At 70.7% G+C, this 24,584-nt stretch carries 22 protein-coding genes; all 22 read left to right on the top strand.

Going from position 1 to position 24,584, the window contains the following annotated elements:
* Positions 1–7: 7 nt before the first annotated feature.
* The 22 genes from lysA to ACIPM1_RS29895 all read left to right on the top strand — a co-directional run bounded on the left by lysA (position 8) and on the right by ACIPM1_RS29895 (position 24,521).
* The gene (gene lysA, locus ACIPM1_RS30000) at positions 8–1,399 is read left to right on the top strand and encodes a diaminopimelate decarboxylase (RefSeq protein WP_402439880.1); all 1,392 of its coding nucleotides are present in this window, start codon (positions 8–10) and stop codon (positions 1,397–1,399) included.
* 421 nt (positions 1,400–1,820) lie between these two features.
* On the top strand, positions 1,821–3,113 hold the full coding sequence (locus ACIPM1_RS29995) for a homoserine dehydrogenase (RefSeq protein WP_356191974.1): 1,293 nt from the start codon (positions 1,821–1,823) through the stop codon (positions 3,111–3,113).
* Between the two features lie 6 nt (positions 3,114–3,119).
* Entirely contained in the window at positions 3,120–4,178 is a 1,059-nt protein-coding gene (thrC, locus tag ACIPM1_RS29990; RefSeq protein WP_356191976.1) for a threonine synthase, read from the top strand.
* A gap of 494 nt (positions 4,179–4,672) precedes the next feature.
* Positions 4,673–5,602, top strand: a complete 930-nt coding sequence (gene thrB, locus ACIPM1_RS29985; RefSeq protein ID WP_356191978.1) for a homoserine kinase — start codon at positions 4,673–4,675, stop codon at positions 5,600–5,602.
* A gap of 409 nt (positions 5,603–6,011) precedes the next feature.
* On the top strand, positions 6,012–8,033 hold the full coding sequence (gene rho, locus ACIPM1_RS29980) for a transcription termination factor Rho (protein ID WP_402439876.1): 2,022 nt from the start codon (positions 6,012–6,014) through the stop codon (positions 8,031–8,033).
* 488 nt (positions 8,034–8,521) lie between these two features.
* A complete protein-coding gene (locus ACIPM1_RS29975; protein ID WP_402439874.1) occupies positions 8,522–9,658 on the top strand; it encodes an LCP family protein in 1,137 nt (378 codons plus the stop codon).
* A 150-nt stretch (positions 9,659–9,808) separates the two neighbouring features.
* Positions 9,809–10,030: a 50S ribosomal protein L31 gene (rpmE, locus tag ACIPM1_RS29970; RefSeq protein WP_040248322.1), complete on the top strand. Its 222-nt coding sequence runs from the start codon at positions 9,809–9,811 to the stop codon at positions 10,028–10,030.
* A gap of 110 nt (positions 10,031–10,140) precedes the next feature.
* The gene (gene prfA / locus ACIPM1_RS29965) at positions 10,141–11,208 is read left to right on the top strand and encodes a peptide chain release factor 1 (RefSeq protein WP_402439871.1); all 1,068 of its coding nucleotides are present in this window, start codon (positions 10,141–10,143) and stop codon (positions 11,206–11,208) included.
* Between the two features lie 106 nt (positions 11,209–11,314).
* Entirely contained in the window at positions 11,315–12,154 is an 840-nt protein-coding gene (prmC, locus tag ACIPM1_RS29960) for a peptide chain release factor N(5)-glutamine methyltransferase (protein ID WP_402439869.1), read from the top strand.
* Positions 12,155–12,206: 52 nt separating this feature from the next.
* Positions 12,207–12,854: an L-threonylcarbamoyladenylate synthase gene (locus tag ACIPM1_RS29955; protein ID WP_356191991.1), complete on the top strand. Its 648-nt coding sequence runs from the start codon at positions 12,207–12,209 to the stop codon at positions 12,852–12,854.
* Positions 12,855–12,906: 52 nt separating this feature from the next.
* Positions 12,907–13,590: a protein-tyrosine-phosphatase gene (locus ACIPM1_RS29950; RefSeq protein ID WP_402439866.1), complete on the top strand. Its 684-nt coding sequence runs from the start codon at positions 12,907–12,909 to the stop codon at positions 13,588–13,590.
* Positions 13,591–13,659: 69 nt separating this feature from the next.
* Positions 13,660–14,898 (top strand): serine hydroxymethyltransferase, encoded by a 1,239-nt coding sequence (gene glyA, locus ACIPM1_RS29945; RefSeq protein ID WP_402439864.1) that lies wholly within the window; start codon positions 13,660–13,662, stop codon positions 14,896–14,898.
* A 129-nt stretch (positions 14,899–15,027) separates the two neighbouring features.
* Entirely contained in the window at positions 15,028–16,401 is a 1,374-nt protein-coding gene (locus ACIPM1_RS29940; protein ID WP_402439862.1) for an MraY family glycosyltransferase, read from the top strand.
* A 302-nt stretch (positions 16,402–16,703) separates the two neighbouring features.
* Complete coding sequence (locus tag ACIPM1_RS29935) at positions 16,704–17,141, top strand: hypothetical protein (RefSeq protein WP_402439860.1); 438 nt, start codon at positions 16,704–16,706, stop codon at positions 17,139–17,141.
* A 273-nt stretch (positions 17,142–17,414) separates the two neighbouring features.
* On the top strand, positions 17,415–18,185 hold the full coding sequence (atpB, locus tag ACIPM1_RS29930) for a F0F1 ATP synthase subunit A (protein ID WP_402439858.1): 771 nt from the start codon (positions 17,415–17,417) through the stop codon (positions 18,183–18,185).
* A gap of 77 nt (positions 18,186–18,262) precedes the next feature.
* On the top strand, positions 18,263–18,499 hold the full coding sequence (gene atpE, locus ACIPM1_RS29925; RefSeq protein ID WP_159535807.1) for an ATP synthase F0 subunit C: 237 nt from the start codon (positions 18,263–18,265) through the stop codon (positions 18,497–18,499).
* Positions 18,500–18,538: 39 nt separating this feature from the next.
* Positions 18,539–19,087 (top strand): F0F1 ATP synthase subunit B, encoded by a 549-nt coding sequence (locus ACIPM1_RS29920; RefSeq protein WP_356192005.1) that lies wholly within the window; start codon positions 18,539–18,541, stop codon positions 19,085–19,087.
* Positions 19,084–19,899 carry a F0F1 ATP synthase subunit delta gene (locus ACIPM1_RS29915; RefSeq protein WP_402439855.1) on the top strand — a complete coding sequence of 272 codons (816 nt, stop codon included), beginning with the start codon at positions 19,084–19,086 and terminating at the stop codon, positions 19,897–19,899. Before ACIPM1_RS29920 ends, ACIPM1_RS29915 begins: the two co-directional genes overlap by 4 nt.
* A 132-nt stretch (positions 19,900–20,031) precedes the next feature.
* Entirely contained in the window at positions 20,032–21,624 is a 1,593-nt protein-coding gene (gene atpA, locus ACIPM1_RS29910) for a F0F1 ATP synthase subunit alpha (RefSeq protein WP_356192010.1), read from the top strand.
* A 21-nt stretch (positions 21,625–21,645) separates the two neighbouring features.
* Positions 21,646–22,563, top strand: coding sequence for a F0F1 ATP synthase subunit gamma (locus ACIPM1_RS29905; RefSeq protein ID WP_402439853.1), 918 nt, complete (start codon positions 21,646–21,648; stop codon positions 22,561–22,563).
* Positions 22,564–24,000, top strand: coding sequence for a F0F1 ATP synthase subunit beta (gene atpD / locus ACIPM1_RS29900; protein WP_402439851.1), 1,437 nt, complete (start codon positions 22,564–22,566; stop codon positions 23,998–24,000).
* Positions 24,001–24,143: 143 nt separating this feature from the next.
* Complete coding sequence (locus tag ACIPM1_RS29895; RefSeq protein WP_356192017.1) at positions 24,144–24,521, top strand: F0F1 ATP synthase subunit epsilon; 378 nt, start codon at positions 24,144–24,146, stop codon at positions 24,519–24,521.
* Positions 24,522–24,584 lie beyond the last annotated feature (63 nt).

Below are 24,584 nucleotides of genomic sequence, written 5' to 3'. Positions count from 1 at the left end.
ACACGTCATGAGCCGTTCCGCACACCCCGCCGGGCCCCGTCACGCCGATGTCCTGCCCGAGGGCCACTACTCCGCCCCGCCGGCCGACCTCAACGCCCTCGACCCCAAGGTGTGGGCCCAGACCGTCGCCCGTGACGAGGACGGGGTCGCGACCGTCGGCGGCGTTCCCGTCACCCGCCTGGCCGAGGAGTTCGGTACGCCCGCCTACTTCCTCGACGAGGCCGACTTCCGGGCCCGGGCGCGTGCCTGGCGCACCGCCTTCGGCCACGACGCCGACGTCTTCTACGCGGGCAAGGCGTTCCTGTCCCGCGCGGTGGTGCGGTGGCTGGACGAGGAGGGGCTCAACCTGGACGTCTGCTCCGGCGGCGAACTCGCCACCGCCCTCTCCGCCGGCATGGACCCCGACCGCATCGCCTACCACGGCAACAACAAGTCCGAGCAGGAGATCCGGCGCGCGATCGAGGTCGGCGTCGGCCGGATCGTCCTCGACTCCTTCCAGGAGATCGTGCGGGTCGCGCACATCGCGCAGTCCCTCGGCAAGCGCCAGCGGGTGCAGATCCGGGTCACGGTCGGCGTCGAGGCGCACACCCACGAGTTCATCGCCACGGCCCACGAGGACCAGAAGTTCGGCATTCCGCTCGCCGGCGGCCGTGCCGCCGAGGCGGTGAGCCGCGCCCTCCAGCTCGACGGGCTCGAACTGATCGGCATCCACAGCCACATCGGATCGCAGATCTTCGACACCTCGGGGTTCGAGGTGGCGGCCCACCGGGTCGTGGGGCTGCTGAAGGACATCCGGGACGAGCACGGCATCGAGCTGCCCGAGATCGACCTCGGCGGCGGCCTCGGCATCGCCTACACCAGCGACGACGATCCGCGCGAGCCGCACGAGATCGCGAAGGCGCTCAACGAGATCGTCTCCCGCGAGTGCGACGCGGCCCGGCTGCGCACCCCCCGCATCTCCGTCGAGCCCGGCCGCGCCATCGTCGGCCCGACCGCCTTCACGCTCTACGAGGTCGGCACCATCAAGCCGCTCGAGGGCCTGCGCACCTACGTCTCCGTCGACGGCGGGATGTCCGACAACATCCGGACCGCGCTGTACGACGCCGCCTACAGCGTCGCCCTGGTCTCGCGTTCCTCCGACGCCGAGCCCATGCTCGTCCGGGTCGTCGGCAAGCACTGCGAGAGCGGCGACATCGTCGTGCGGGACGCGTTCCTGCCCGCCGACCTGGCGCCGGGCGACCTCATCGCCGTACCCGCCACCGGGGCGTACTGCCGTTCCATGGCGAGCAACTACAACCACGTGCCGCGTCCGCCGGTCGTCGCCGTCTCCGACGGTGCGGCCAGGGTGATCGTCCGCCGCGAGACGGAGGAGGACGTGCTGCGTCTCGACGTCGGGTGACGGCCCCGGTGGCGGCTCCGTTCGGTGCGGGCCCCGCTCGGATGGGGACACCGCCCGGGTAAGGCCCCGCTCGGGTGGAGGCCCCGCTGGGGTGGGGACACCGCCCGGGTAAGGCCCCGCTCGGGTGGAGGCCCCGCTGGGGTGGGGACACCGCCCGGGTAAGGCCCCGCTCGGGCGGGTCCAGCCGGTAGACGCTCCGGGACGGAGACGAAGACGGAGACCATGACGAAGGCGAAGACGAAGGCGAAGACGGAGACCGGGAAACCGAAGAATTTCCCGTTCGGGAAGGTCCCGGAAGATCTCCTGTCGAGCGACCCTGCGAAAATGAAATAAACGTCTCACGATCCGGACAAAAGATAGAAACTCCGGTCCGGTGAGTGAGACTGGTCCAACCGTAGACGGTGAGAGGAAACGAGGTCGGATGATGCGTACGCGTCCGCTGAAGGTGGCGCTGCTGGGCTGTGGGGTTGTCGGCTCAGAGGTGGCGCGCATCATGACGACGCACGCCGACGACCTCGCCGCCCGTATCGGGGCCCCCGTGGAGCTCGCGGGGGTCGCCGTGCGCCGGCCCTCCAAGGTGCGCGAGGGAATCGACCCGGACCTCATCACCACCGACGCCACCGCCCTCGTCAAACGCGGCGACATCGACGTCGTGGTCGAGGTGATCGGCGGCATCGAGCCCGCCCGGACCCTCATCACCACCGCCTTCGAGCACGGCGCCTCCGTCGTCTCCGCCAACAAGGCCCTGCTCGCCCAGGACGGGGCCGCCCTGCACGCGGCGGCGCAGGAGCACGGCAAGGACCTCTACTACGAGGCCGCCGTCGCCGGCGCCATCCCGCTGATCCGGCCGCTGCGCGAGTCCCTCGCCGGCGACAAGGTGAACCGGGTGCTCGGCATCGTCAACGGCACCACCAACTTCATCCTCGACAAGATGGACTCCACGGGCGCCGGGTACCAGGAGGCCCTCGACGAGGCCACCGCCCTCGGCTACGCGGAGGCGGACCCCACCGCCGACGTCGAGGCCTTCGACGCCGCCGCCAAGGCCGCCATCCTGGCCGGGATCGCCTTCCACACGCGCGTCCGGCTCGACGACGTCTACCGCGAGGGCATGACCGAGGTCACCACCGCCGACTTCGCCTCCGCCAGGGAGATGGGCTGCACCATCAAGCTGCTCGCCATCTGCGAGCGGGCGCGGGACGGCGCCTCCGTCACCGCGCGCGTGCATCCCGCGATGATCCCGCTCAGCCACCCGCTGGCCTCCGTGCGCGGCGCCTACAACGCGGTGTTCGTCGAGTCGGACGCCGCCGGGCAGCTGATGTTCTACGGGCCCGGCGCCGGTGGTTCGCCCACCGCCTCCGCCGTGCTCGGCGACCTCGTCGCCGTCTGCCGCAACCGGCTCAGCGGCGCGACCGGCCCCGGCGACTCCGCGTACGCGGCCCTGCCCGTCTCGCCCATGGGCGACGCGGTCACGCGCTACCACATCAGCCTCGACGTCGCCGACAAACCGGGCGTCCTCGCCCAGGTCGCCACCGTGTTCGCCGAGCACGGCGTGTCCATCGACACGGTCCGCCAGCAGGGCAAGGACGGCGAGGCCTCCCTCGTCGTCGTCACCCACCGTGCGTCCGACGCCTCCCTGAACGGGACCGTCGAGGCGCTGCGCAGCCTCGACACCGTGCGGGGTGTCGCCAGCATCATGCGGGTTGAAGGAGAGTAACCAGCAATGACCCACCAGTGGCGCGGAATCATCGAGGAGTACCGGGACCGGCTGCCGGTGTCCGACAGCACGCCGGTCGTGACGCTCCGTGAAGGCGGTACGCCCCTCGTCCCCGCTCAGGTGCTCTCCGAGCGCACCGGCTGCGAGGTCCACCTCAAGGTCGAGGGCGCCAACCCGACCGGCTCCTTCAAGGACCGGGGCATGACCATGGCCATCAGCCGGGCGAAGGAGGAGGGGGCGAAGGCCGTCATCTGCGCCTCCACCGGCAACACCTCCGCCTCCGCCGCCGCGTACGCGGTACGGGCCGGCATGGTCTCCGCCGTCCTCGTCCCGCAGGGCAAGATCGCGCTCGGCAAGATGGGCCAGGCCCTCGTGCACGGCGCCAAGATCCTCCAGGTCGACGGCAACTTCGACGACTGCCTCACGCTGGCCCGCTCCCTCAGCGACAACTACCCCGTCGCGCTGGTCAATTCGGTCAACCCGGTACGCATCGAGGGCCAGAAGACGGCCGCCTTCGAGATCGTCGACATGCTCGGCGACGCGCCCGACATCCACGTCCTGCCGGTCGGCAACGCGGGCAACATCACCGCCTACTGGAAGGGCTACCGGGAGTACGCCGCCGACGGGGTGTCGCAGCGCACGCCGCGGATGTGGGGCTTCCAGGCCTCCGGCAGCGCCCCGATCGTGCGCGGCGAGGTGGTCAAGGACCCCGCGACCATCGCCACCGCGATCCGGATCGGCAACCCGGCCTCGTGGACGTACGCCCTCGCGGCGCGCGACGAGTCGGGCGGCCTCATCGACGAGGTGACGGACCGTGAGATCCTGCGCGCCTACCGCCTGTTGGCGGCCCAGGAGGGCGTCTTCGTCGAGCCGGCGTCCGCCGCGTCCGTGGCCGGCCTGCTGAAGGCCGCCGAGCAGGGCAAGGTCGACCCGGGCCAGCGCATCGTGTGCACCGTCACCGGGAACGGCCTGAAGGACCCCGACTGGGCCGTCGCCGGCGCCCCGCAGCCGGTCACCGTCCCGGTCGACGCGGCGACGGCGGCCGAGCGCCTGGGTCTCGCCTGACCCGCGTGGTCCGGTCCGTCCGGAAACGTTCCCTCCGGCCCCCGCGGGCCGGAAACGCCCCGTCCGGACGGCCGGGCCTGAACGCCCGGTCAGTACGCCCCGCTCGCCCCGGCCGGTGCGGCCGACCGCGCGGCCGGTGCGTGCCGCCGGTCCGCACGGCCGCTCCGCACGGGCGTGTACGACCGGTCCGCGCTGGTCCGTGCGGGTCCGCGCGCCCGGTGCCGCCCGGTCGCGCGACCCCGGGAGGTCCGGGCGCGTCCTCGTCCGGGGACGCCCCGGCAGGGGTGCACGGGGGGCTTACGACACGCATCGTGCGCCTCCTGTGCGCCCTATGTCGCCACAGAACCTTCCTTCGATAGGCTGTACTCAACCCGCCCGCCGCATATGCCCTCACAGGGCGCGCGGCCCCGCGCCGTTTGTGCGGTCCGAGGGTCCCCACACTCCCGTATCCATCGAATTCCATTCGACCGCAGCTCAAGGAGAGTCATCGAGCGATGGCCGGTCCAGCGTTCCGCGCCGCCGCCGTCCGGGTGCGCGTCCCCGCCACCAGCGCCAACCTCGGCCCGGGCTTCGACGCCCTCGGCCTCGCGCTGGGGCTCTACGACGACGTGGTCGTCCGGGTGGCCGACTCCGGGCTGCACATCGACATCGCGGGCGAGGGCAGCGAGACGCTGCCCCGCGACGAGCGGCACCTGCTCGTACGCTCCCTGCGCACCGCCTTCGACGTCCTCGGCGGGCAGCCGCGCGGCCTGGAGATCGTCTGCGCCAACCGCATCCCGCACGGCCGCGGCCTCGGCTCCTCCTCCGCCGCCATCTGCGCCGGCATCGTCGCCGCCCGCGCGGTGACGATAGGCGGCGAGGCCAGGCTCGACGACGCGGCCCTGCTCGAACTGGCCACCGAGATCGAGGGACACCCCGACAACGTCGCGGCCTGTCTGCTGGGCGGGTTCACTCTGTCCTGGATGGAGGGGGGAGCGGCCCGCGCCATCAGGATGGAGCCCTCCGATTCCATCGTTCCGGTGGTTTTCGTGCCCGGGAAGCCGGTGCTGACCGAGACCGCGCGCGGCCTGCTGCCGCGCACCGTGCCGCACGTCGACGCGGCCGTCAACGCGGGCCGCGCGGCGCTGCTCGTCGAGGCCCTCACCCACCGCCCCGAACTGCTGCTCCCGGCCACCGAGGACCGCCTCCACCAGGAGTACCGCGCCCCGGCCATGCCGGAGAGCGCGGCGCTGGTGGAGCGGCTGCGGGCGGACGGCATCCCCGCGGTGATCTCCGGCGCCGGGCCCACGGTCATGGCGCTGGCCGACGCGGACACCGCCGACAAGGTGGAGCGTCTCGCGGGCGCGGACTGGGCCGCCAACCGGCTGAACCTCGACCTGCAGGGAGCGGGCGTGCTGCCGCTCACCGCTGCCGGCATGGATTGAAAAACGGGCGCTTGCCGGATTTCGAGAGGGGGAATGTTTGTTGGATCCGGTAGTGTTAACCTCAAGTCTGCACCCGACCCCACCATGGCGAGGTGCTTCGTGTCCCCGTCCGGGACAGACATTCTTCCGGGAGCCCCCCAAGCCGCACTGTGTGGTGTACGTCGTACCTGGGCAGTACGTCGTACGGCGACACTGAGCGGTCCGCCGGGCACGCTCCGGAATCGGTGCGACCGCGCCACGTGACACTGGGTGCCACGGCTCGTCGGGGAAGCGCCATCACCTGAAATCTCTTCCGCCGCTTTGGCGGACCACCGCCCCGGCACGGTCCATACAGCAAGGACCTAAGCCGGACAGCACAACCGGTCGCCGAGCCAGACAGGCCGACGTCCGCTCCAGGGAAGGACCCTTCGTGAGCGACACCACCGATCTGATGGGCGCACGTGTCGAGGAGACCGCTGCCGCGCCCTCCACGGACGCCTCCGCGCCTGCCGGTGCCGGCTCCCGGCGGCGCCGCGGTACCGGCCTCGAGGGCATGGTGCTGGCCGAGCTGCAGCAGGTCGCATCCGGCCTCGGCATCAGGGGCACCGCGCGGATGCGCAAGAGCCAGCTGATCGAGGTCATCAAGGAGGCGCAGGCGGGTGGGGGCGCCGCCCCCGCGAAGGCCACTGCCCCCGCCGCGGACGGCGAGACCAAGCCGAAGCGCCGGGCCACCTCCCGCACCCGTACGGGCGACGAGGCCGCCGCGGAGAAGAAGAGCGCGGCCGAGGCGCCCGCCGACAAGGCCGTGGCCCAGCAGCAGATCGAGATCCCCGGCCAGCCGGCCGGGGGGCCCTCCCGCGCGAGCGAGGCCGAGCGCGGGGGAGACGACACGCAGGGCGAGCGCCGCCGGCGCCGCGCCACCGCCGAGGCGGGCAGCCCGGCGGGCGGCGCCGAGACCGTCGCCGCCGAGGCCAAGGCCGAGACGTCCGCGCAGCAGGGCGAGGCCAAGGGCGACGCCGGTGAGGCCGGTGGCGAGGGCCGCCGCCGCGACCGCCGTGAGCGCGGCCGTGAGCGTGACCGCGACCGTGAGCGTGACCGTGACCGCGACCGCCGCGGCAAGGGCGACGACCAGCAGGGCCAGGGCGGCCAGCGCCAGCAGGGCCAGCAGCAGGGCGGCGGCCGTCAGGACCGCGGCGGACAGCAGGACGATGACGACTTCGAGGGCGGCCGCCGGGGCCGTCGCGGCCGCTACCGCGACCGCCGTGGCCGCCGTGGCCGCGACGAGGTCCAGGAGCCGCAGATCACCGAGGACGACGTGCTGATCCCCGTCGCGGGCATCCTCGACATCCTCGACAACTACGCCTTCATCCGCACCTCCGGCTACCTGCCGGGCCCGAACGACGTGTACGTCTCCCTGGCCCAGGTCCGCAAGAACGGCCTGCGCAAGGGCGACCACATCACCGGCGCGGTCCGCCAGCCGAAGGAGGGCGAGCGCCGCGAGAAGTTCAACGCGCTGGTCCGTCTCGACTCCGTCAACGGCATGGCGCCCGAACACGGCCGCGGCCGCCCGGAGTTCAACAAGCTGACCCCGCTCTACCCGCAGGACCGCCTCCGCCTGGAGACGGACCCGGGCGTGCTGACCACCCGGATCATCGACCTGGTGTCGCCGATCGGCAAGGGCCAGCGCGGTCTGATCGTGGCCCCGCCGAAGACCGGTAAGACCATGATCATGCAGGCGGTCGCCAACGCGATCACCCACAACAACCCCGAGTGCCACCTGATGGTCGTCCTCGTCGACGAGCGTCCGGAAGAGGTCACCGACATGCAGCGGTCGGTCAAGGGCGAGGTCATCTCCTCGACCTTCGACCGCCCGGCCGAGGACCACACCACGGTCGCCGAACTCGCCATCGAGCGCGCCAAGCGCCTCGTCGAGCTCGGCCACGACGTGGTCGTCCTGCTCGACTCGATCACCCGCCTGGGCCGCGCGTACAACCTCGCCGCCCCGGCCTCCGGCCGCATCCTGTCCGGTGGTGTCGACTCGACCGCCCTGTACCCGCCGAAGCGCTTCTTCGGTGCGGCCCGCAACATCGAGGACGGCGGCTCGCTGACCATCCTCGCCACCGCCCTGGTGGACACCGGGTCCCGCATGGACGAGGTGATCTTCGAGGAGTTCAAGGGCACCGGCAACATGGAGCTCAAGCTCGACCGGAAGCTCGCCGACAAGCGCATCTTCCCGGCGGTGGACGTCGACGCGTCCGGCACCCGCAAGGAGGAGATCCTGCTCGGCAACGAGGAGCTCGCCGTCGTCTGGAAGCTGCGCCGGGTGCTGCACGCGCTCGACCAGCAGCAGGCGATCGAGCTGCTGCTCGACAAGATGAAGCAGACCAAGTCGAACGTCGAGTTCCTGATGCAGATCCAGAAGACGACCCCGGCGCCGGGCAACGGCGACTGACGCTCGCGCTTCACCGGCATCGTCCGCGAGGGCCGCTCCCACTGTGGGGGCGGCCCTTCGCCGTGCTGTGAGTGCCGTGGAGCGTGCCAGAGCGCCGTGCGGCGGCCCGGGAGAACCGTGCGGCGGCCGGGAGGACCGTGCGGCGGCCCGGGAGCGGCTTCCCGTGCGAGGCGGCGTGCCGCGCGGACGGGCGGCGGCGCCGGCCGTGCGCGACCTCTGCCACAGGCGGTGCGTCCGCCCCCGGCACCGAGCGGTTTCGGCCACCCCGGCGAAGCCGCAGGTGGGCCCCGGAGGGCGCGCGGCGGCGGCTGCGCGGCGGGCGTACCTCCGGACATGGCGGGCAGGGTGCGTTGTGCAACCCTTTCCCGAGTTCCCCCGTCTGACCGTACGAGCGACGATGGTGCGGTACGCCCGCGCGTCCGTCGGGGGACCGGGCCTGTCCCTGGAAGCAGGGGGTAAGAGGCCGTACACGAGAGTCTGAGGAGCACATGTCCGCCGAGAGCACGCCGGACCCCGCCATATCCGGGGACACCGGTTCCGCGAGCCCGTCCAGCCCCGCCGGGGGCCGTCGCAAGCCCCCCAGGGGGCGGCGCAAGGCCCTGCTGGTCACGGCCTGGACCGCCGCGGGCATCGTCGTGCTCGGCGGTACGGGCGCCGGGTACGTCTACTTCAAGCTCAACGGCAACATCAAGAGCGTCGACATCAACCAGGCCCTCGGCGGCGACCGGCCGGCCAAGGTCGACAACGGCTCCGAGAACATCCTGGTCCTCGGCTCGGACACCCGCGCCGGCGGCAACAGGAAGCTGGGCGGCGGCGTCGACGACGGCAGCGCCCGCTCCGACACGGCGATGATCGTGCACGTGTACAAGGGCCACAAGAAGGCCAGCGTGGTCTCCATCCCGCGCGACACCCTCGTCGACCGCCCCGAGTGCACCGACGCCCACGGCGACACGCACCCCGCCGCGCGGGGCGTGATGTTCAACGAGGCGTACTCCACCGGCGGCGCCACCTGCGCCGTGAAGTCCGTCGAGTCGCTGACCGGCGTCCGGATGGACCACTACCTGGAGGTCGATTTCCGGGGCTTCCAGAAGCTCATCGACGAACTCGGCGGCGTACGGGTCACCACCAGCAAGAACATCGACGACCGGGAGAGCCACCTCAAGCTCGCGGCCGGCACCCACTCCCTCGACGGGCGGCAGGCGCTCGCCCTGGTGCGCACCCGGCACGGCGTCGGCGACGGCTCCGACCTCGGCCGCATCCAGCTCCAGCAGTCCTTCGTGAAGGCCCTGGTCGAGCAGGTCGGGCACATCGGCCTGTTCTCCGACCCGAAGAGGCTCTACGACCTCGCCGACACCGCCACCAAGTCCGTCACCACCGACTCCGACCTCGGATCGGTGAACTCCCTGATGTCCTTCGCCGAGAGCCTCAAGCGCATCCAGTCCTCGGACATGCACATGGTCACGATGCCGGTGCAGTACGACCGCGCGAACGCCAACCGGGTCCTCATCGACAAGCCCAAGGCGGAGCAGGTGTGGGAGGCGCTCAGGAACGACCGGCCGATCCCGGAGAGCGCCACGAAGAACACCGCCACGGGCGAGGCCAAGGGCGTCGTGAGCGCGTCCTAGTTCCGGCCCGGACGCGCGCGGGAATATCTCGCCGCGCCCCCCGGTTTTGGGTGATGGCGCCAGTCCTGGCAGACTGGTACGTCGGCTCCGGTTCACGCTTCCGCATCCCCGCGGCTGCGACCCGGCGCCCTCCCGATCCTAGGAGACACCTTGAAGCGCGACATCCACCCCGAGTACGTCGAGACGCAGGTCAGCTGCACCTGCGGCGCGTCGTTCACCACCCGCAGCACGATCAACAGCGGCACCATCCGCGCCGAGGTCTGCTCCGAGTGCCACCCGTTCTACACGGGCAAGCAGAAGATCCTCGACACCGGTGGCCGTGTGGCCCGCTTCGAGGCCCGCTTCGGCAAGGCTGCCGGCTCCAAGAAGTAGCGAGCCCCAGACCGCCGGTCCACGGCCGCGCCCCCACCGCGGGGGCGCGCCGGGACCGGCGTTTTTGGTCCGCCTTCCCCTCACCCGCAGCGCAGTACAGGAGCCCCAAGATGTTCGAGGCCGTCGAGGAACTCGTCGCCGAGCACGCCGACCTGGAGAAGAAGCTCGCCGACCCGTCGGTCCACGCCGACCAGGCGAACGCGCGCAAGCTCAACAAGCGCTACGCCGAGCTCACCCCGATCGTCGCCACGTACCGCTCCTGGAAGCAGACCGGCGACGACATCGAGACCGCGCGCGAACTCGCCGCCGACGACCCCGACTTCGCCGCCGAGGTCAAGGAGCTGGAGCGGCACCGCGAGGAGCTGACCGAGAAGCTGCGCCTGCTGCTCGTCCCGCGCGACCCCAGCGACGACAAGGACGTCATCCTGGAGATCAAGGCGGGCGCGGGCGGCGACGAGTCCGCCCTGTTCGCCGGCGACCTGCTGCGGATGTACCTGCGCTACGCCGAGCGCGTCGGCTGGAAGACCGAGATCATCGACGCCACCGAGTCCGAGCTCGGCGGGTACAAGGACGTCCAGGTCGCGGTGAAGGCCCGCGGGCAGATCGAGCCCGGCCAGGGCGTCTGGGCCCGGCTGAAGTACGAGGGCGGGGTGCACCGCGTGCAGCGCGTGCCCGCCACCGAGTCGCAGGGCCGCATCCACACCTCCGCCGCGGGCGTCCTCGTCACCCCCGAGGCCGAGGAGGTCGACGTCGAGATCAACCCGAACGACCTGCGGATCGACGTCTACCGGTCCTCCGGCCCCGGCGGCCAGTCCGTGAACACCACCGACTCCGCGGTGCGCATCACGCACCTGCCCACCGGAGTCGTCGCCTCCTGCCAGAACGAGAAGAGCCAGCTCCAGAACAAGGAGCAGGCGATGCGTATCCTGCGCTCCAGGCTGCTCGCCGCGGCGCAGGAGGAGGCGGAGAAGGAGGCCGCGGACGCCCGCCGCAGCCAGGTCCGCACCGTCGACCGCTCCGAGAAGATCCGCACCTACAACTTCCCGGAGAACCGCATCTCCGACCACCGCGTCGGCTTCAAGGCGTACAACCTGGACCAGGTCCTGGACGGCGACCTCGCCGCGGTGATCCAGGCCTGCGTCGACGCGGACTCGGCGGCCAAGCTCGCCGCCGCGTAGGGCGCGGGCCCGCCCGGGCCGCGCAGCGCTCACCAGAGGAAGTACCGAGGACCGGAGGACCAGCGTGCAGCAAGAATTTGGGGGGCGACCCCCAAGCCCCCGCAGCGTGCTGCTCGCAGAGGTGGCCCAGGCCACCCAGCGGCTGGCCGACGCCGGCGTGCCCTCGCCGCGCACCGACGCGGAGGAGCTCGCCGCGTTCGTGCACGGTGTCAAACGGGGCGAGCTGCACACCGTCAAGGACGCCGACTTCGACGCCCGTTACTGGGAGGTCGTCGCGCGCCGCGAGCAGCGCGAGCCGCTCCAGCACATCACCGGGCGCGCCTACTTCCGCTACCTCGAGCTCGAGGTCGGCCCCGGGGTGTTCGTCCCGCGGCCGGAGACCGAGTCCGTGGTCGGCTGGGCCATAGACGCCGTGCGCGCCATGGACGTGGTCGAGCCGTGCATCGTCGACCTGTGCACCGGCTCGGGCGCCATCGCGCTCGCCCTCGCCCAGGAGGTGCCCCGCTCCCGCGTGCACGCCGTGGAGCTCAGCGAGGACGCGCTGCGCTGGACCCGCAGGAACATGGAGGGCTCCCGCGTCGACCTGCGCCAGGGCGACGCGCTGACCGCCTTCCCCGACCTCGACGGCCAGGTCGACCTGGTCATCTCCAACCCGCCGTACGTCCCGCTCACCGAATGGGAGTACGTCGCCCCGGAGGCCCGCGACTACGACCCCGAACTCGCGTTGTTCTCCGGGGAGGACGGTCTCGACCTGATCCGCGGCATCGAGCGCACCGCGCACCGGCTGCTGCGCCCCGGCGGTGTCGTCGTGATCGAGCACGCCGACACCCAGGGCGGCCAGGTGCCGTGGATCTTCACCGAGGAGCGGGGCTGGGCCGACGCGGCCGACCACCCCGACCTCAACAACCGGCCGCGGTTCGCCACCGCCCGCAAGGCGATGCCGTGACCCCCACCAGCACTTCGACCCAGCAGTACGTGTACGAGGAGGCCCGCTGACAATGGCACGGCGATACGACACCAATGACGCGACCGACCGCGTGACGGGTCTGCGCGAGGCCGCGTCCGCCGTCCGCCGGGGCGAACTCGTGGTGCTGCCGACCGACACCGTGTACGGCATCGGCGCCGACGCGTTCTCCTCCGAGGCCGTGGCCGACCTGCTCGCCGCCAAGGGCCGGGGCCGCAACATGCCCACCCCCGTCCTCATCGGCTCCCCGAACACGCTGCACGGCCTCGTCACGGACTTCTCCGAGATGGCGTGGGAGCTCGTGGACGCGTTCTGGCCGGGCGCGCTGACCCTGGTCGCCCGGCACCAGCCGTCCCTGCAGTGGGACCTCGGGGACACCCGCGGCACGGTCGCCGTGCGGATGCCGCTGCACCCCGTCGCCATCGAACTGCTCACCGAGGTCGGCCCGATGGCCGTCTCCTCCGCCAACCTCACCGGCCACCCCGCGCCGGAGACCTGCGACGCCGCCCAGGACATGCTCGGCGACTCCGTCTCCGTCTACCTCGACGGCGGCCCGACCCCCGGCAACGTCCCGTCCTCCATCGTCGACGTCACCGGCCGGGTGCCGGTGCTGCTGCGCGAGGGCGCCCTGTCGCCGGAGGAGCTGCGGAAGGTCGTACCCGACCTCGAGGTGGCGAATTGACGCCGCCCGACTCCCCCCGGCTCTCGGCCGCGCTCGAGCAGGGGGTACCCCCATGCGTGGCATAGGGAACGGGGACGAGACGCGGGGCCCGGTGGAGCCGGGTCTTCCGCGCGACGCCTTCCGCATCCTCCACGTCAGCACCGGAAACGTGTGCCGCTCGCCCATCACCGAGCGGCTGACCCGCCATTTCCTGGCGGACCGGCTCGGCGACCCTCCGCCCGGCTCCGCCGGACGGCGCCTCGGCGGCGAGCTGATCGTGGAGAGCGCCGGCACCTGGGGCCACGAGGGCGCGCCCATGGAGGCCAACGCGGAGACCGTGCTGGCCGACTTCGGCGCGGACGCCACCGGCTTCACCGGCCGGGAGCTGCTCGACGAGCACGTCATCCGCGCCGACCTGGTCCTCACCGCGACCCGCGACCACCGCGCCCAGGTCATCTCCATGGGCCACTCGGCAGGCCTGCGCACCTTCACGCTGAAGGAGTTCACCCGCCTGGTGAAGGCGATAGACCCGGCGACGCTCCCCCCGCTGGAGGACGGCGTGGTCGAACGCGCCCGCGCCCTGGTGCGCGCGGCCGCCGCGCTGCGCGGGTGGCTGCTGGCCCCCACCGCCGAGGCGGACGAGGTGTACGACCCGTACGGGGCGCCGCTGCCCTTCTTCCGCTCGATCGGCGACGAGATACACCAGGCGCTGGACCCCGTCGTCACGGCGCTGACCGGCGTACCCACACGGGCGTAGCAGCCGCGCGCCCCACCCGCCCCGGGCCTACATTGGACGTACGTCACCGTCGACCGCCCGGAGCCCACCATGTCGGTCACCCCCGCGCTAGAGGCCGATGTCCTGCGGCGGCAGGACCCCGAAGTGGCCGACATCCTGCTCGGGGAGCTCCGGCGGCAGTCGACGACGCTCCAGCTGATCGCGGCCGAGAACTTCACCTCGCCGGCGGTGCTCGCCGCGCTCGGCTCGCCGCTCGCCAACAAGTACGCCGAGGGCTATCCGGGCGCCCGCTTCCACGGCGGCTGCGAGATCGTCGACATGGCCGAGCGTCTCGCCGTGGAGCGGGCGCGGCAGCTGTTCGGCGCCGAGCACGCCAACGTGCAGCCGCACTCGGGTTCCTCGGCGGTGCTCGCCGCGTACGCCGCGCTGCTGCGCCCGGGCGACACCGTGCTCGCCCTCGGCCTGCCCTACGGCGGTCACCTCACGCACGGCTCGCCCGCGAACTTCTCGGGCCGCTGGTTCGACTTCGTCGGCTACGGGGTGGACGCGGAGACCGGGCTGATGGACCACCTCCAGGTGCGCACGCTCGCCCGGACGCACCGGCCCAAGGCGATCGTGTGCGGCTCCATCGCCTACCCGCGCCACCTCGACCACGCGTTCTTCCGCGAGGTGGCCGACGAGGTGGGCGCCTATCTCATCGCGGACGCGGCGCACCCGATCGGCCTGGTCGCCGGGGGAGCGGCGCCCAGTCCGGTGCCGTTCGCCGACGTGGTGTGCGCCACCACGCACAAGGTGCTGCGCGGGCCGCGCGGCGGGATGATCCTGTGCGGCGCCGAGCTGGCCGAGCGGGTCGACCGGGCGGTGTTCCCCTTCACCCAGGGCGGCGCGCAGATGCACGCCATCGCCGCTAAGGCCGTCGCGTTCGGCGAGGCGGCGACCCCGGCCTTCGCCGCCTACGCCCATCAGGTCGTCGCCAACGCGCGGGTCCTGGCCGCCCGGCTGGCCGCCGAGGGCCTGGTGGTGACCACGGGCGGCACCGACACCCATCTGATCACCGCCGACCCGGCGCCGCTCGGCTGCGACGGGCGCACCGCGCGCGGGCGGCTCGCCGCCGCCGGCATCGTCCTCGACTGCTGTGCGCTTCCCCACGCCGACGTCCGCGGGCTGCGGCTGGGCACGGCCGCGGTGACCTCGCAGGGCATGGGGCAGGCGGAGATGGAGTGGATCGCCGTGCTGGTCGCGAAGGTGCTGCGCGGTGAGGCGGACCCGGCGAGGGCGCGTGCGGACGTGCGCGAGCTCACCGGTAGATTTCCGCCGTATCCCGGCTGAGGCGGGGTAGGCGCGCCGTCGTGCACAGCCACGCGTGCAACCATCGTCGCTACCCGGAAGTCCCCATACATATGCCTGCGTCGCTAGGGTGTGGGGCTGAGATGGCCAGCGAGACCTGTGGGGAAGCCTGTGCGTGAATACCTGCTGACGCTCTGCATCACGGCCGCGGTGACCTACCTGCTGACAGGGCCGGTACGGAAGTTCGCGATCGTGGCGGGCGCGATGCCGGAGATCCGGGCACGTGACGTGCACCGGGAGCCCACTCCGCGGCTCGGCGGGATCGCGATGTTCTTCGGCATGTGCGCGGGCCTGCTGGTCGCCGACCACCTCACCAACCTCAACGAGGTCTTCGAGAAGTCGAACGAGCCGCGGGCGCTGCTGTCCGGGGCCGCGCTGATCTGGCTGATCGGCGTCCTGGACGACAAGTTCGAGATCGACGCCCTGATCAAGCTGGGCGGTCAGATGATCGCCGCCGGTGTGATGGTCATGCAGGGTCTGACGATCCTGTGGCTGCCCGTGCCGGGCGTCGGCACGGTCGCGCTGACCCAGTGGCAGGGCACGCTGCTGACCGTGGCGCTGGTCGTCATCACCATCAACGCGGTCAACTTCGTCGACGGACTCGACGGGCTGGCCTCGGGCATGGTGTGCATCGCGGCGGCCGCGTTCTTCATGTACACGTACCGCATCTGGTACTCCTACGGCATCGAGGCCGCCGCCCCGGCCACGCTGTTCGCCGCCGTCCTCATGGGCATGTGCCTGGGCTTCCTGCCGCACAACATGCATCCGGCGCGGATCTTCATGGGGGACTCCGGCTCGATGCTGATCGGCCTGGTGCTGGCGGCCGGCGCGATCTCGGTGACGGGTCAGGTCGATCCGGACCTGATGAACCTGTTCACCGGCTCCGAGCGCAACTCCGTGCACCAGATGGTGCCGGTCTACATCCCGCTGCTGATGCCGCTGACCATCATCGCCATCCCGGCCGCCGACCTGGTGCTGGCCATCCTGCGGCGCACCTGGCGCGGCCAGTCGCCGTTCGCCGCCGACCGCGGCCATCTGCACCACCGGCTGCTGGAGATCGGCCACTCGCACAGCCGGGCCGTGCTGATCATGTACTTCTGGGCGGCGCTGATCGGCTTCGGGGCCCTGACCTACTCGGTCAACTCGGCGTCCATGTGGATCGTGCTCGGGGTGGTGTTCCTCAGCGCGATCGGGCTGGGACTGCTCCTGCTGCCCCGCTTCACCCCGCGCGCCCCGCGCTGGGCCGAGCGCTTCGTGCCGCCGCGCTACCGCCACCGGCGGGCCACGGCGCCTGGCGCCTCGACCCCGGCCACCGTGTCCGCGGAGACCGCCGAGGCCGCGGCGCAGGGGGACGTGGGCCAGGATTCCGCATCCTCGGCACCCGTCACGCCCGCGGTGGCCGGTGTGACGGGAGTCAACGGAGCGACCGCGCTGGGTGCCCGTTCGCGGCTTCTGGACGGACGTACGGCCGGGTCCTCGCGCTGACGCCCAAGGTAAGAATCTGACTAAAGCGTTGCCATCTCGTGGGGGTGCGAATGCCCCCAATACCAGACATATCGACCCGGTTTCTGCACGTACGCGCGCGGTCACTCTCATGTGTGACAGCTCGCACACCCACCAGGTAAAGACCTCATCAAATAGTTTGTGATACGGTTCACGAGAACCCCCCGGACAGAGCCGAAGGACGCAAGTGCGCGACCCCTGGGCGTTGAGGTTCTCTCTCAGGTCCGGGACTACGCTCGTCCATGACGACACCCCGAACCCCCTGCGAAAGCGGAGTTGCCGCCATGCCTGCCAATGACGTCCGGAGCCTGCTGCCGATCGCCGTGCCCACGGCGGCCGTCGGCGTGGTCGCGGTCGCCGTCAGCGGTGTGGTGGCCGGCGGCAGGGGAGCGGTCGGGGCGGCGGTGGGCGTGCTGCTGGCCGTCCTGTTCATGGGCGTCGGCCTGTACGTGCTGCAGTGGACCGCGAAAACGCTTCCGCAGCTCTTCCAGGCCATGGGCCTCATGCTCTACGTCGCCCAGCTCCTGCTTCTCATGATCTTCGTGGCCCTCTTCCGGCACACCTCGCTCTTCGACCCGAAGGCGTTCGCGATCTCCTTGGTCGTGGCGACCGTCGTGTGGATGGCGGCGCAGGCCCGTGCGCACATGAAGGCCAAGATCTTCTACGTCGAACCCGAGTCCGGGAAGAGCGAGAGGCCCGAGAAGACGGGGCACTCTTCGTGAGGGGTAGGGCCGGGATAAAGACGTGCGAGATCTCCTGCTATCGTCCGGTGCCAACTGCGGCATCGCGGGCGCGGGCATCTGAGCTGACGCCTGCCACTACGCGAGGCTCGATGCCCCCCAGCCGCCCCCACATCCGTAACACCAGTCCGGTGCCGACCCGCGGCTGCGCGCCGCGCCGACACAACGAGGTTGCCGTACCTATGCGTCACGCCGAAGGAGCCCGCGGTGAGTGCTGACCAGACCCAGCTCGCCTTCGACTGGAGTTGTCGGATCATGTCCGACAACGGGTGTGGCTTCCCGGCTCCGGGCCTGCACTCGTTCCTCTTCGCGCCGATCGCCACGGTCGGCGGCTTCGAGTTCAACAAGGTGATGCTGCTCTCGCTCATCACCACCGTCATCGTCGTCGGCTTCTTCTGGGCGGCCTTCGGCAAGGCGAAGCTGGTGCCGGGCAAGCTGCAGATGGTCGGCGAGGCCGGCTACGACTTCGTGCGCCGCGGCATCGTCTACGAGACGCTGGGCAAGCGCGAGGGCGAGAAGTACGTCCCGCTGATGGTCTCGCTCTTCTTCTTCATCTGGATCATGAACGTCTGGTCCGTGATCCCGGTCGCCCAGTTCCCGGTGTCGTCGATCATCGCGTTCCCCGCCGTGCTGGCCGCGATCGTCTACATCACGTGGCTGTCGCTCACCTTCAAGAAGCACGGCTTCGCGGGCGGGTTCAAGAACCTCACCGGTTACGACAAGTCGCTCGGTGCGGTGCTGCCGCTCGTCGTGGTCATCGAGTTCTTCTCGAACGTCCTCGTCCGGCCCTTCACGCACGCGGTCCGACTCTTCGCCAACATGTTCGCCGGTCACCTGCTCCTGGTGATGTTCACCGTCGCCAGCTGGTACCTGCTGAACAGCTACATGGTCCCCGGCGCTGCCGTCTCCTTCGTGATGACCATCGTCATGATCATGTTCGAGCTCTTCGTCCAGGCCGTCCAGGCGTACGTGTTCGTGCTGCTGGCCTGCTCCTACGTTCAGGGCGCTCTCGCCGAGCACCACTGAGCAGCACCGTCCGCCCCACCCCACCAGTCGTCCGGTGGCCAACCCCCACCGGTCCGTGAAAGAGAAGGAAAATCAGCATGGCTGCCACTGAGACCCTCGCCGCCGTCTCCGGTTCCCTCGGCTCCATCGGTTACGGCCTCGCGGCCATCGGCCCCGGCATCGGTATCGGCATCATCTTCGGCAACGGCACCCAGGCGCTGGCCCGTCAGCCCGAGGCGGCCGGTCTGATCCGTGCCAACCAGATCCTCGGCTTCGCCTTCTGTGAGGCGCTCGCCCTCATCGGCATCGTTATGCCGTTCGTGTTCGGTCAGTAATCACCTGCTTACCGGCACGTATCGACGAAAGGCACTGATGTGATCGCCAACCTGGTTCAGCTGGCGGCTGAGGAGAAGCAGAATCCCCTCATCCCGCCCGGCCCCGAACTGCTCGTCGGCACCATCGCCTTCGCCATCGTGTTCTTCTTCTTCTGGAAGAAGCTGCTTCCGAACATCAACAAGGTTCTGGAGGAGCGCCGCGCGGCGATCGAAGGCGGTATCGAAGAGGCCGAGGCCATGAAGGTCGAGGCCCAGAGCGTTCTGGAGCAGTACAAGGCCCAGCTCGCCGAGGCCCGGCACGAGGCCGCGCGTCTGCGCCAGGAGGCGCAGGAGCAGGGCGCCGCGCTCATCGCCGAGATGCGGGCCGAGGGCCAGCGGCAGCGCGAGGAGATCGTCGCCGCCGGTCACGCCCAGATCGAGGCCGACCGCAAGGCCGCCTCGTCCGCGCTCCGCCAGGACGTCGGCAAGCTCGCCACCGACCTGGCCGGCAAGCTCGTCGGCGAGTCCCTCGAGGACCACGCCCGCCAGAGCCGCGTGATCGACCGCTTCCTCGACGACCTCGAGGAGAAGGCCGAGGCCGCGCGATGAACGGAGCGAGCCGCGAGGCCCTGGCAGCCGCACGCGAGCGTCTCGACGCGCTGACCGACTCCACGTCCGTGGACGCGGCGCGGCTCGCGGACGAGCTGGCGGCCGTCACCGCGCTGCTCGACCGCGAGCCCGGCCTGCGTCGGGTCCTCACCGACCCGGCGCAGCCCGGCGAGGCCAAGGCCGAGCTGGTCCAGCGCCTGCTCGGCGGCCAGGTCGGCGGCACCACCGCCGACGTCGTGGCCGGCATGGTGCGGTCCCGCTGGTCGCAGCCGCGCGACCTGGTGGACGCGCTGGAGGAGCTGGCGAACACCGCCGACCTCACCGCCGCCCAGCGGACCGGCGCGCTCGACGACGTCGAGGACGAGCTGTTCCGCTTCGGCCGGATCGTCTCCTCGAGCACCGAGCTGCGTGCGGCGCTGACCGACCGTGCCGCGGGCACCTCGGCCAAGACCGCGCTGCTGCACCGCCTTCTCGGCGGCCGGGCCGCGGTGACCACCGAGCGTCTGGTGACGCGCCTCGTCACCGCGCCGCGGGGACGTAGCCTGGAAGCGGGACTGGAGTCCCTGTCCAAGCTCGCCGCCGATCGCCGGGACCGTATGGTCGCCGTCGTCACCTCGGCGGTACCGCTGAGCGACACGCAGAAGCGGCGCCTCGGCGCGGCCCTCGCGAAGCTCTACGGCCGCCAGATGCACCTGAACCTGGACGTGGACCCCGAGGTCCTCGGCGGCATCAGGGTGCAGGTCGGCGACGAGGTCATCAACGGCTCTCTCGCGGACCGGCTCGACGAGGCCGCCCGCCGCATGGCGAGCTAGCAGCAACTCAACACACAAGACGTACACGACGGCCCTGGTTGGGCCGTGCAGAGGATTCACCTCTTATTGGGGGGAGTCCCCATACCCCCCCAAGTGAAACTTCGGGCCCAACAAGGAGAGCAGGGAACCCAGATGGCGGAGCTCACGATCCGGCCGGAGGAGATCCGGGACGCGCTGGAGAACTTCGTCCAGTCGTACAAGCCGGACGCGGCCTCGCGCGAGGAGGTCGGTACGGTCACCCTTGCCGGCGACGGCATCGCGAAGGTCGAGGGCCTGCCCTCGGCCATGGCCAACGAACTGCTGAAGTTCGAGGACGGCACCCTCGGCCTCGCCCTCAACCTCGAGGAGCGCGAGATCGGTGCCATCGTCCTCGGTGAGTTCAGCGGCATCGAGGAGGGCCAGCCGGTCACCCGCACCGGCGAGGTCCTGTCCGTCGCCGTGGGCGAGGGCTACCTCGGCCGCGTGGTCGACCCCCTCGGCAACCCGATCGACGGCCTCGGCGAGATCGAGACGTCCGGTCGCCGCGCCCTCGAGCTGCAGGCCCCCACGGTCATGCAGCGCAAGTCGGTGCACGAGCCGATGGAGACCGGCTACAAGGCCGTCGACGCCATGACCCCGATCGGCCGTGGTCAGCGTCAGCTGATCATCGGCGACCGCCAGACCGGCAAGACCGCCCTGGCCGTCGACACGATCATCAACCAGCGCGACAACTGGCGCACCGGCGACCCGAACAAGCAGGTCCGCTGCATCTACGTCGCCATCGGCCAGAAGGGCTCGACCATCGCGTCGGTCCGCCGCGCGCTGGAGGAGAACGGCGCGCTGGAGTACACGACCATCGTCGCCGCCCCGGCGTCCGACCCGGCCGGCTTCAAGTACCTGGCGCCGTACACGGGTTCGGCCATCGGCCAGCAGTGGATGTACGAGGGCAAGCACGTCCTCATCATCTTCGACGACCTCTCGAAGCAGGCCGACGCCTACCGCGCCGTGTCCCTGCTGCTGCGCCGCCCGCCGGGCCGCGAGGCCTACCCCGGTGACGTCTTCTACCTGCACTCCCGTCTGCTGGAGCGCTGCGCGAAGCTCTCCGACGACATGGGTGCCGGTTCGATGACCGGTCTGCCGATCGTCGAGACCAAGGCCAACGACGTCTCGGCGTTCATCCCGACCAACGTCATCTCCATCACCGACGGCCAGTGCTTCCTGGAGTCGGACCTGTTCAACGCCGGTCAGCGCCCCGCGCTGAACGTCGGTATCTCCGTCTCCCGAGTCGGTGGTTCCGCCCAGCACAAGGCGATGCGCCAGGTGTCCGGCCGTCTCCGCGTGGACCTCGCCCAGTTCCGCGAGCTGGAGGCGTTCGCCGCCTTCGGTTCCGACCTGGACGCCGCGTCGAAGGCGCAGCTGGAGCGCGGTCAGCGCATGGTCGAGCTGCTCAAGCAGAACCAGTACCAGCCGATGGCCACCGAGGACCAGGTCGTCTCCATCTGGGCCGGCACCAACGGCCGTATGGACGACGTGCCGGTCGCCGACATCCGCCGCTTCGAGAAGGAGCTGCTGGAGTACCTGCACCGCAAGGAGCAGGGCCTCATGACCTCCATCAAGGAGGGCGCGAAGATGTCCGACGACACGATCCAGGCCATCGACGACGCGGTCGCCGCGTTCAAGAAGCAGTTCGAGACCTCCGACGGCAAGCTGCTCGGCGAGGACGCTCCGGCCGCTGCCGCCAAGTGACGTAAGGAAGGGACCTGACTCATGGGAGCCCAGCTCCGGGTCTACAAGCGTCGCATCCGATCCGTCACCGCGACCAAGAAGATCACCAAGGCGATGGAGATGATCGCCGCCTCGCGCGTCGTCAAGGCGCAGCGCAAGGTGGCGGCCTCCACGCCGTACGCGCAGGAACTGACCCGCGCGGTCACGGCGGTCGGCACCGGTTCGAACACCAAGCACCCGCTGACCACGGAGGCGGAGAACCCGACCCGTGCCGCGGTCCTGCTCCTCACGAGCGACCGCGGTCTGGCCGGGGCCTTCAACTCCAACGCCATCAAGGCGGCGGAGCAGCTGACCGAGCGCCTGGAGCGTGAGGGCAAGCAGGTCGACACCTACATCGTCGGCCGGCGCGGTGTCGCCCACTACAACTTCCGTGAGCGCAAGATCTCGGAGTCGTGGACGGGCTTCACTGACGAGCCCTCGTACGCGGACGCCAAGACGGTGGCGGCGCCGCTGATCGAGGCCATCGAGAAGGAGACGGCGGACGGCGGCGTGGACGAACTCCACATCGTCTACACCGAGTTCGTCTCGATGATGACGCAGACGGCGATCGACTCCCGGCTGCTTCCGCTGCGCCTCGACGAGGTCGCCGCGCAGGCCGCGCCCAAGGGCGAGATCCTGCCGCTGTACGACTTCGAGCCCTCGGCGGAGGACGTCCTCGACGCCTTGCTGCCCCGCTACGTGGAGAGCCGTATCTACAACGCGCTTCTCCAGTCGGCCGCTTCGAAGCACGCCGCAACGCGGCGCGCGATGAAGTCGGCCACCGACAACGCGGGCGAGCTGATCAACACGCTCTCCCGTCTTGCCAACGCGGCCCGCCAGGCCGAAATCACCCAGGAAATCAGCGAGATCGTCGGTGGCGCGAGCGCCCTGGCCGACGCGACCGCGGGGAGTGACCGATAAATGACCACCACTGTTGAGACCGCGGCGGCCACGGGCCGCGTCGCCCGGGTCATCGGCCCGGTCGTCGACGTGGAGTTCCCCGTCGACGCGATGCCGGAGATCTACAACGCGCTGCACGTCGAGGTCGCCGACCCGGCCAACGCGGGCGAGAAGAAGATCCTGACCCTGGAGGTCGCCCAGCACCTGGGTGACGGCCTGGTCCGCACCATCTCCATGCAGCCCACCGACGGCCTGGTCCGCCAGGCTCCGGTGACCGACACCGGCACGGGCATCACCGTCCCGGTCGGCGACTTCACCAAGGGCAAGGTGTTCAACACCCTCGGTGAGGTGCTGAACGTCGACGAGCAGTACGAGGGCGAGCGCTGGACCATCCACCGCAAGGCGCCGAACTTCGACGAGCTCGAGTCGAAGACCGAGATGTTCGAGACCGGCGTCAAGGTCATCGACCTGCTGACCCCGTACGTCAAGGGCGGCAAGATCGGTCTGTTCGGCGGCGCCGGCGTCGGCAAGACGGTGCTCATCCAGGAGATGATCTACCGCGTCGCCAACAACCACGACGGTGTCTCCGTGTTCGCCGGTGTCGGCGAGCGCACCCGTGAGGGCAACGACCTCATCGAGGAGATGTCCGACTCGGGCGTCATCGACAAGACCGCGCTGGTCTTCGGCCAGATGGACGAGCCCCCGGGCACCCGTCTGCGTGTCGCGCTGGCCGGCCTGACCATGGCCGAGTACTTCCGCGACGTCCAGAAGCAGGACGTGCTGTTCTTCATCGACAACATCTTCCGCTTCACGCAGGCCGGTTCCGAGGTCTCCACCCTGCTCGGCCGTATGCCGTCCGCGGTGGGCTACCAGCCGAACCTGGCCGACGAGATGGGTCTCCTCCAGGAGCGCATCACCTCGACCCGCGGTCACTCGATCACCTCGATGCAGGCGATCTACGTCCCCGCCGACGACCTGACCGACCCGGCCCCGGCGACCACCTTCGCCCACCTCGACGCGACGACGGTTCTGTCCCGTCCGATCTCCGAGAAGGGCATCTACCCGGCCGTGGACCCGCTGGACTCCACGTCCCGGATCCTGGACCCGCGCTACATCGCGCAGGACCACTACAACGCGGCCATGCGCGTGAAGAACATCCTGCAGAAGTACAAGGACCTGCAGGACATCATCGCGATCCTCGGTATCGACGAGCTCGGCGAGGAGGACAAGCTCGTCGTCCACCGTGCCCGTCGCGTGGAGCGCTTCCTGTCCCAGAACACCCACGTCGCCAAGCAGTTCACCGGCGTGGACGGTTCGGACGTGCCGCTGGAGGAGTCGATCGCCGCGTTCAACGCGATCTGCGACGGCGAGTACGACCACTTCCCCGAGCAGGCGTTCTTCATGTGCGGTGGTCTCGAGGACCTGAAGAACAACGCCAAGGAGCTGGGCGTCTCCTGACGCTCTCTCCGGAGCCCTGAGCTCACCGTGAGCCCTGTGCTCACACCGAAGGGGGCGGGCGCGTCCCGCCCCCTTCCGCACGCCCCCTAGAATTGACCCCAACACCCGGCACAACCGCCGGGTGGTGACCCGAGGAGCCTCCCTTGGCTGCTGAGCTGCACGTCGAGCTGGTCGCCGCCGACCGCCAGGTCTGGTCCGGCGAGGCCACCCTGGTCGTCGCGCGCACCACGTCCGGCGACATCGGCGTCATGCCCGGTCACCAGCCGCTGCTCGGTGTGCTGGAGTCGGGCCCGGTGACCATCCGTACGAGTGAGGGTGGGACCGTCGTCGCCGCGGTGCACGGCGGTTTCATCTCGTTCGCGGACGACAAGCTGTCCCTGCTGGCCGAGATCGCCGAGTTGTCGGACGAGATCGACGTCCAGCGCGCGGAGCGGGCGCTCGAGCGCGCGAAGGCCGAGGCCGACGCCTCCGCCGAGCGCCGCGCGGACGTGCGGCTGCGGGCGGCGACGTCAGAACGCTGACCCAGCACGCCATGTGCTGACGTCACTCAGCCGCGGCTGGTACCGGAGCGATCCGGTACCAGC

This window comes from Streptomyces sp. NPDC086766 (genome assembly GCF_044746005.1).
Classification (GTDB): Bacteria; Actinomycetota; Actinomycetes; order Streptomycetales; family Streptomycetaceae; genus Streptomyces.
The sequence above is the reverse complement of the archived record's forward strand: the minus strand, read 5'-3'. Positions and strand labels throughout refer to the sequence as shown.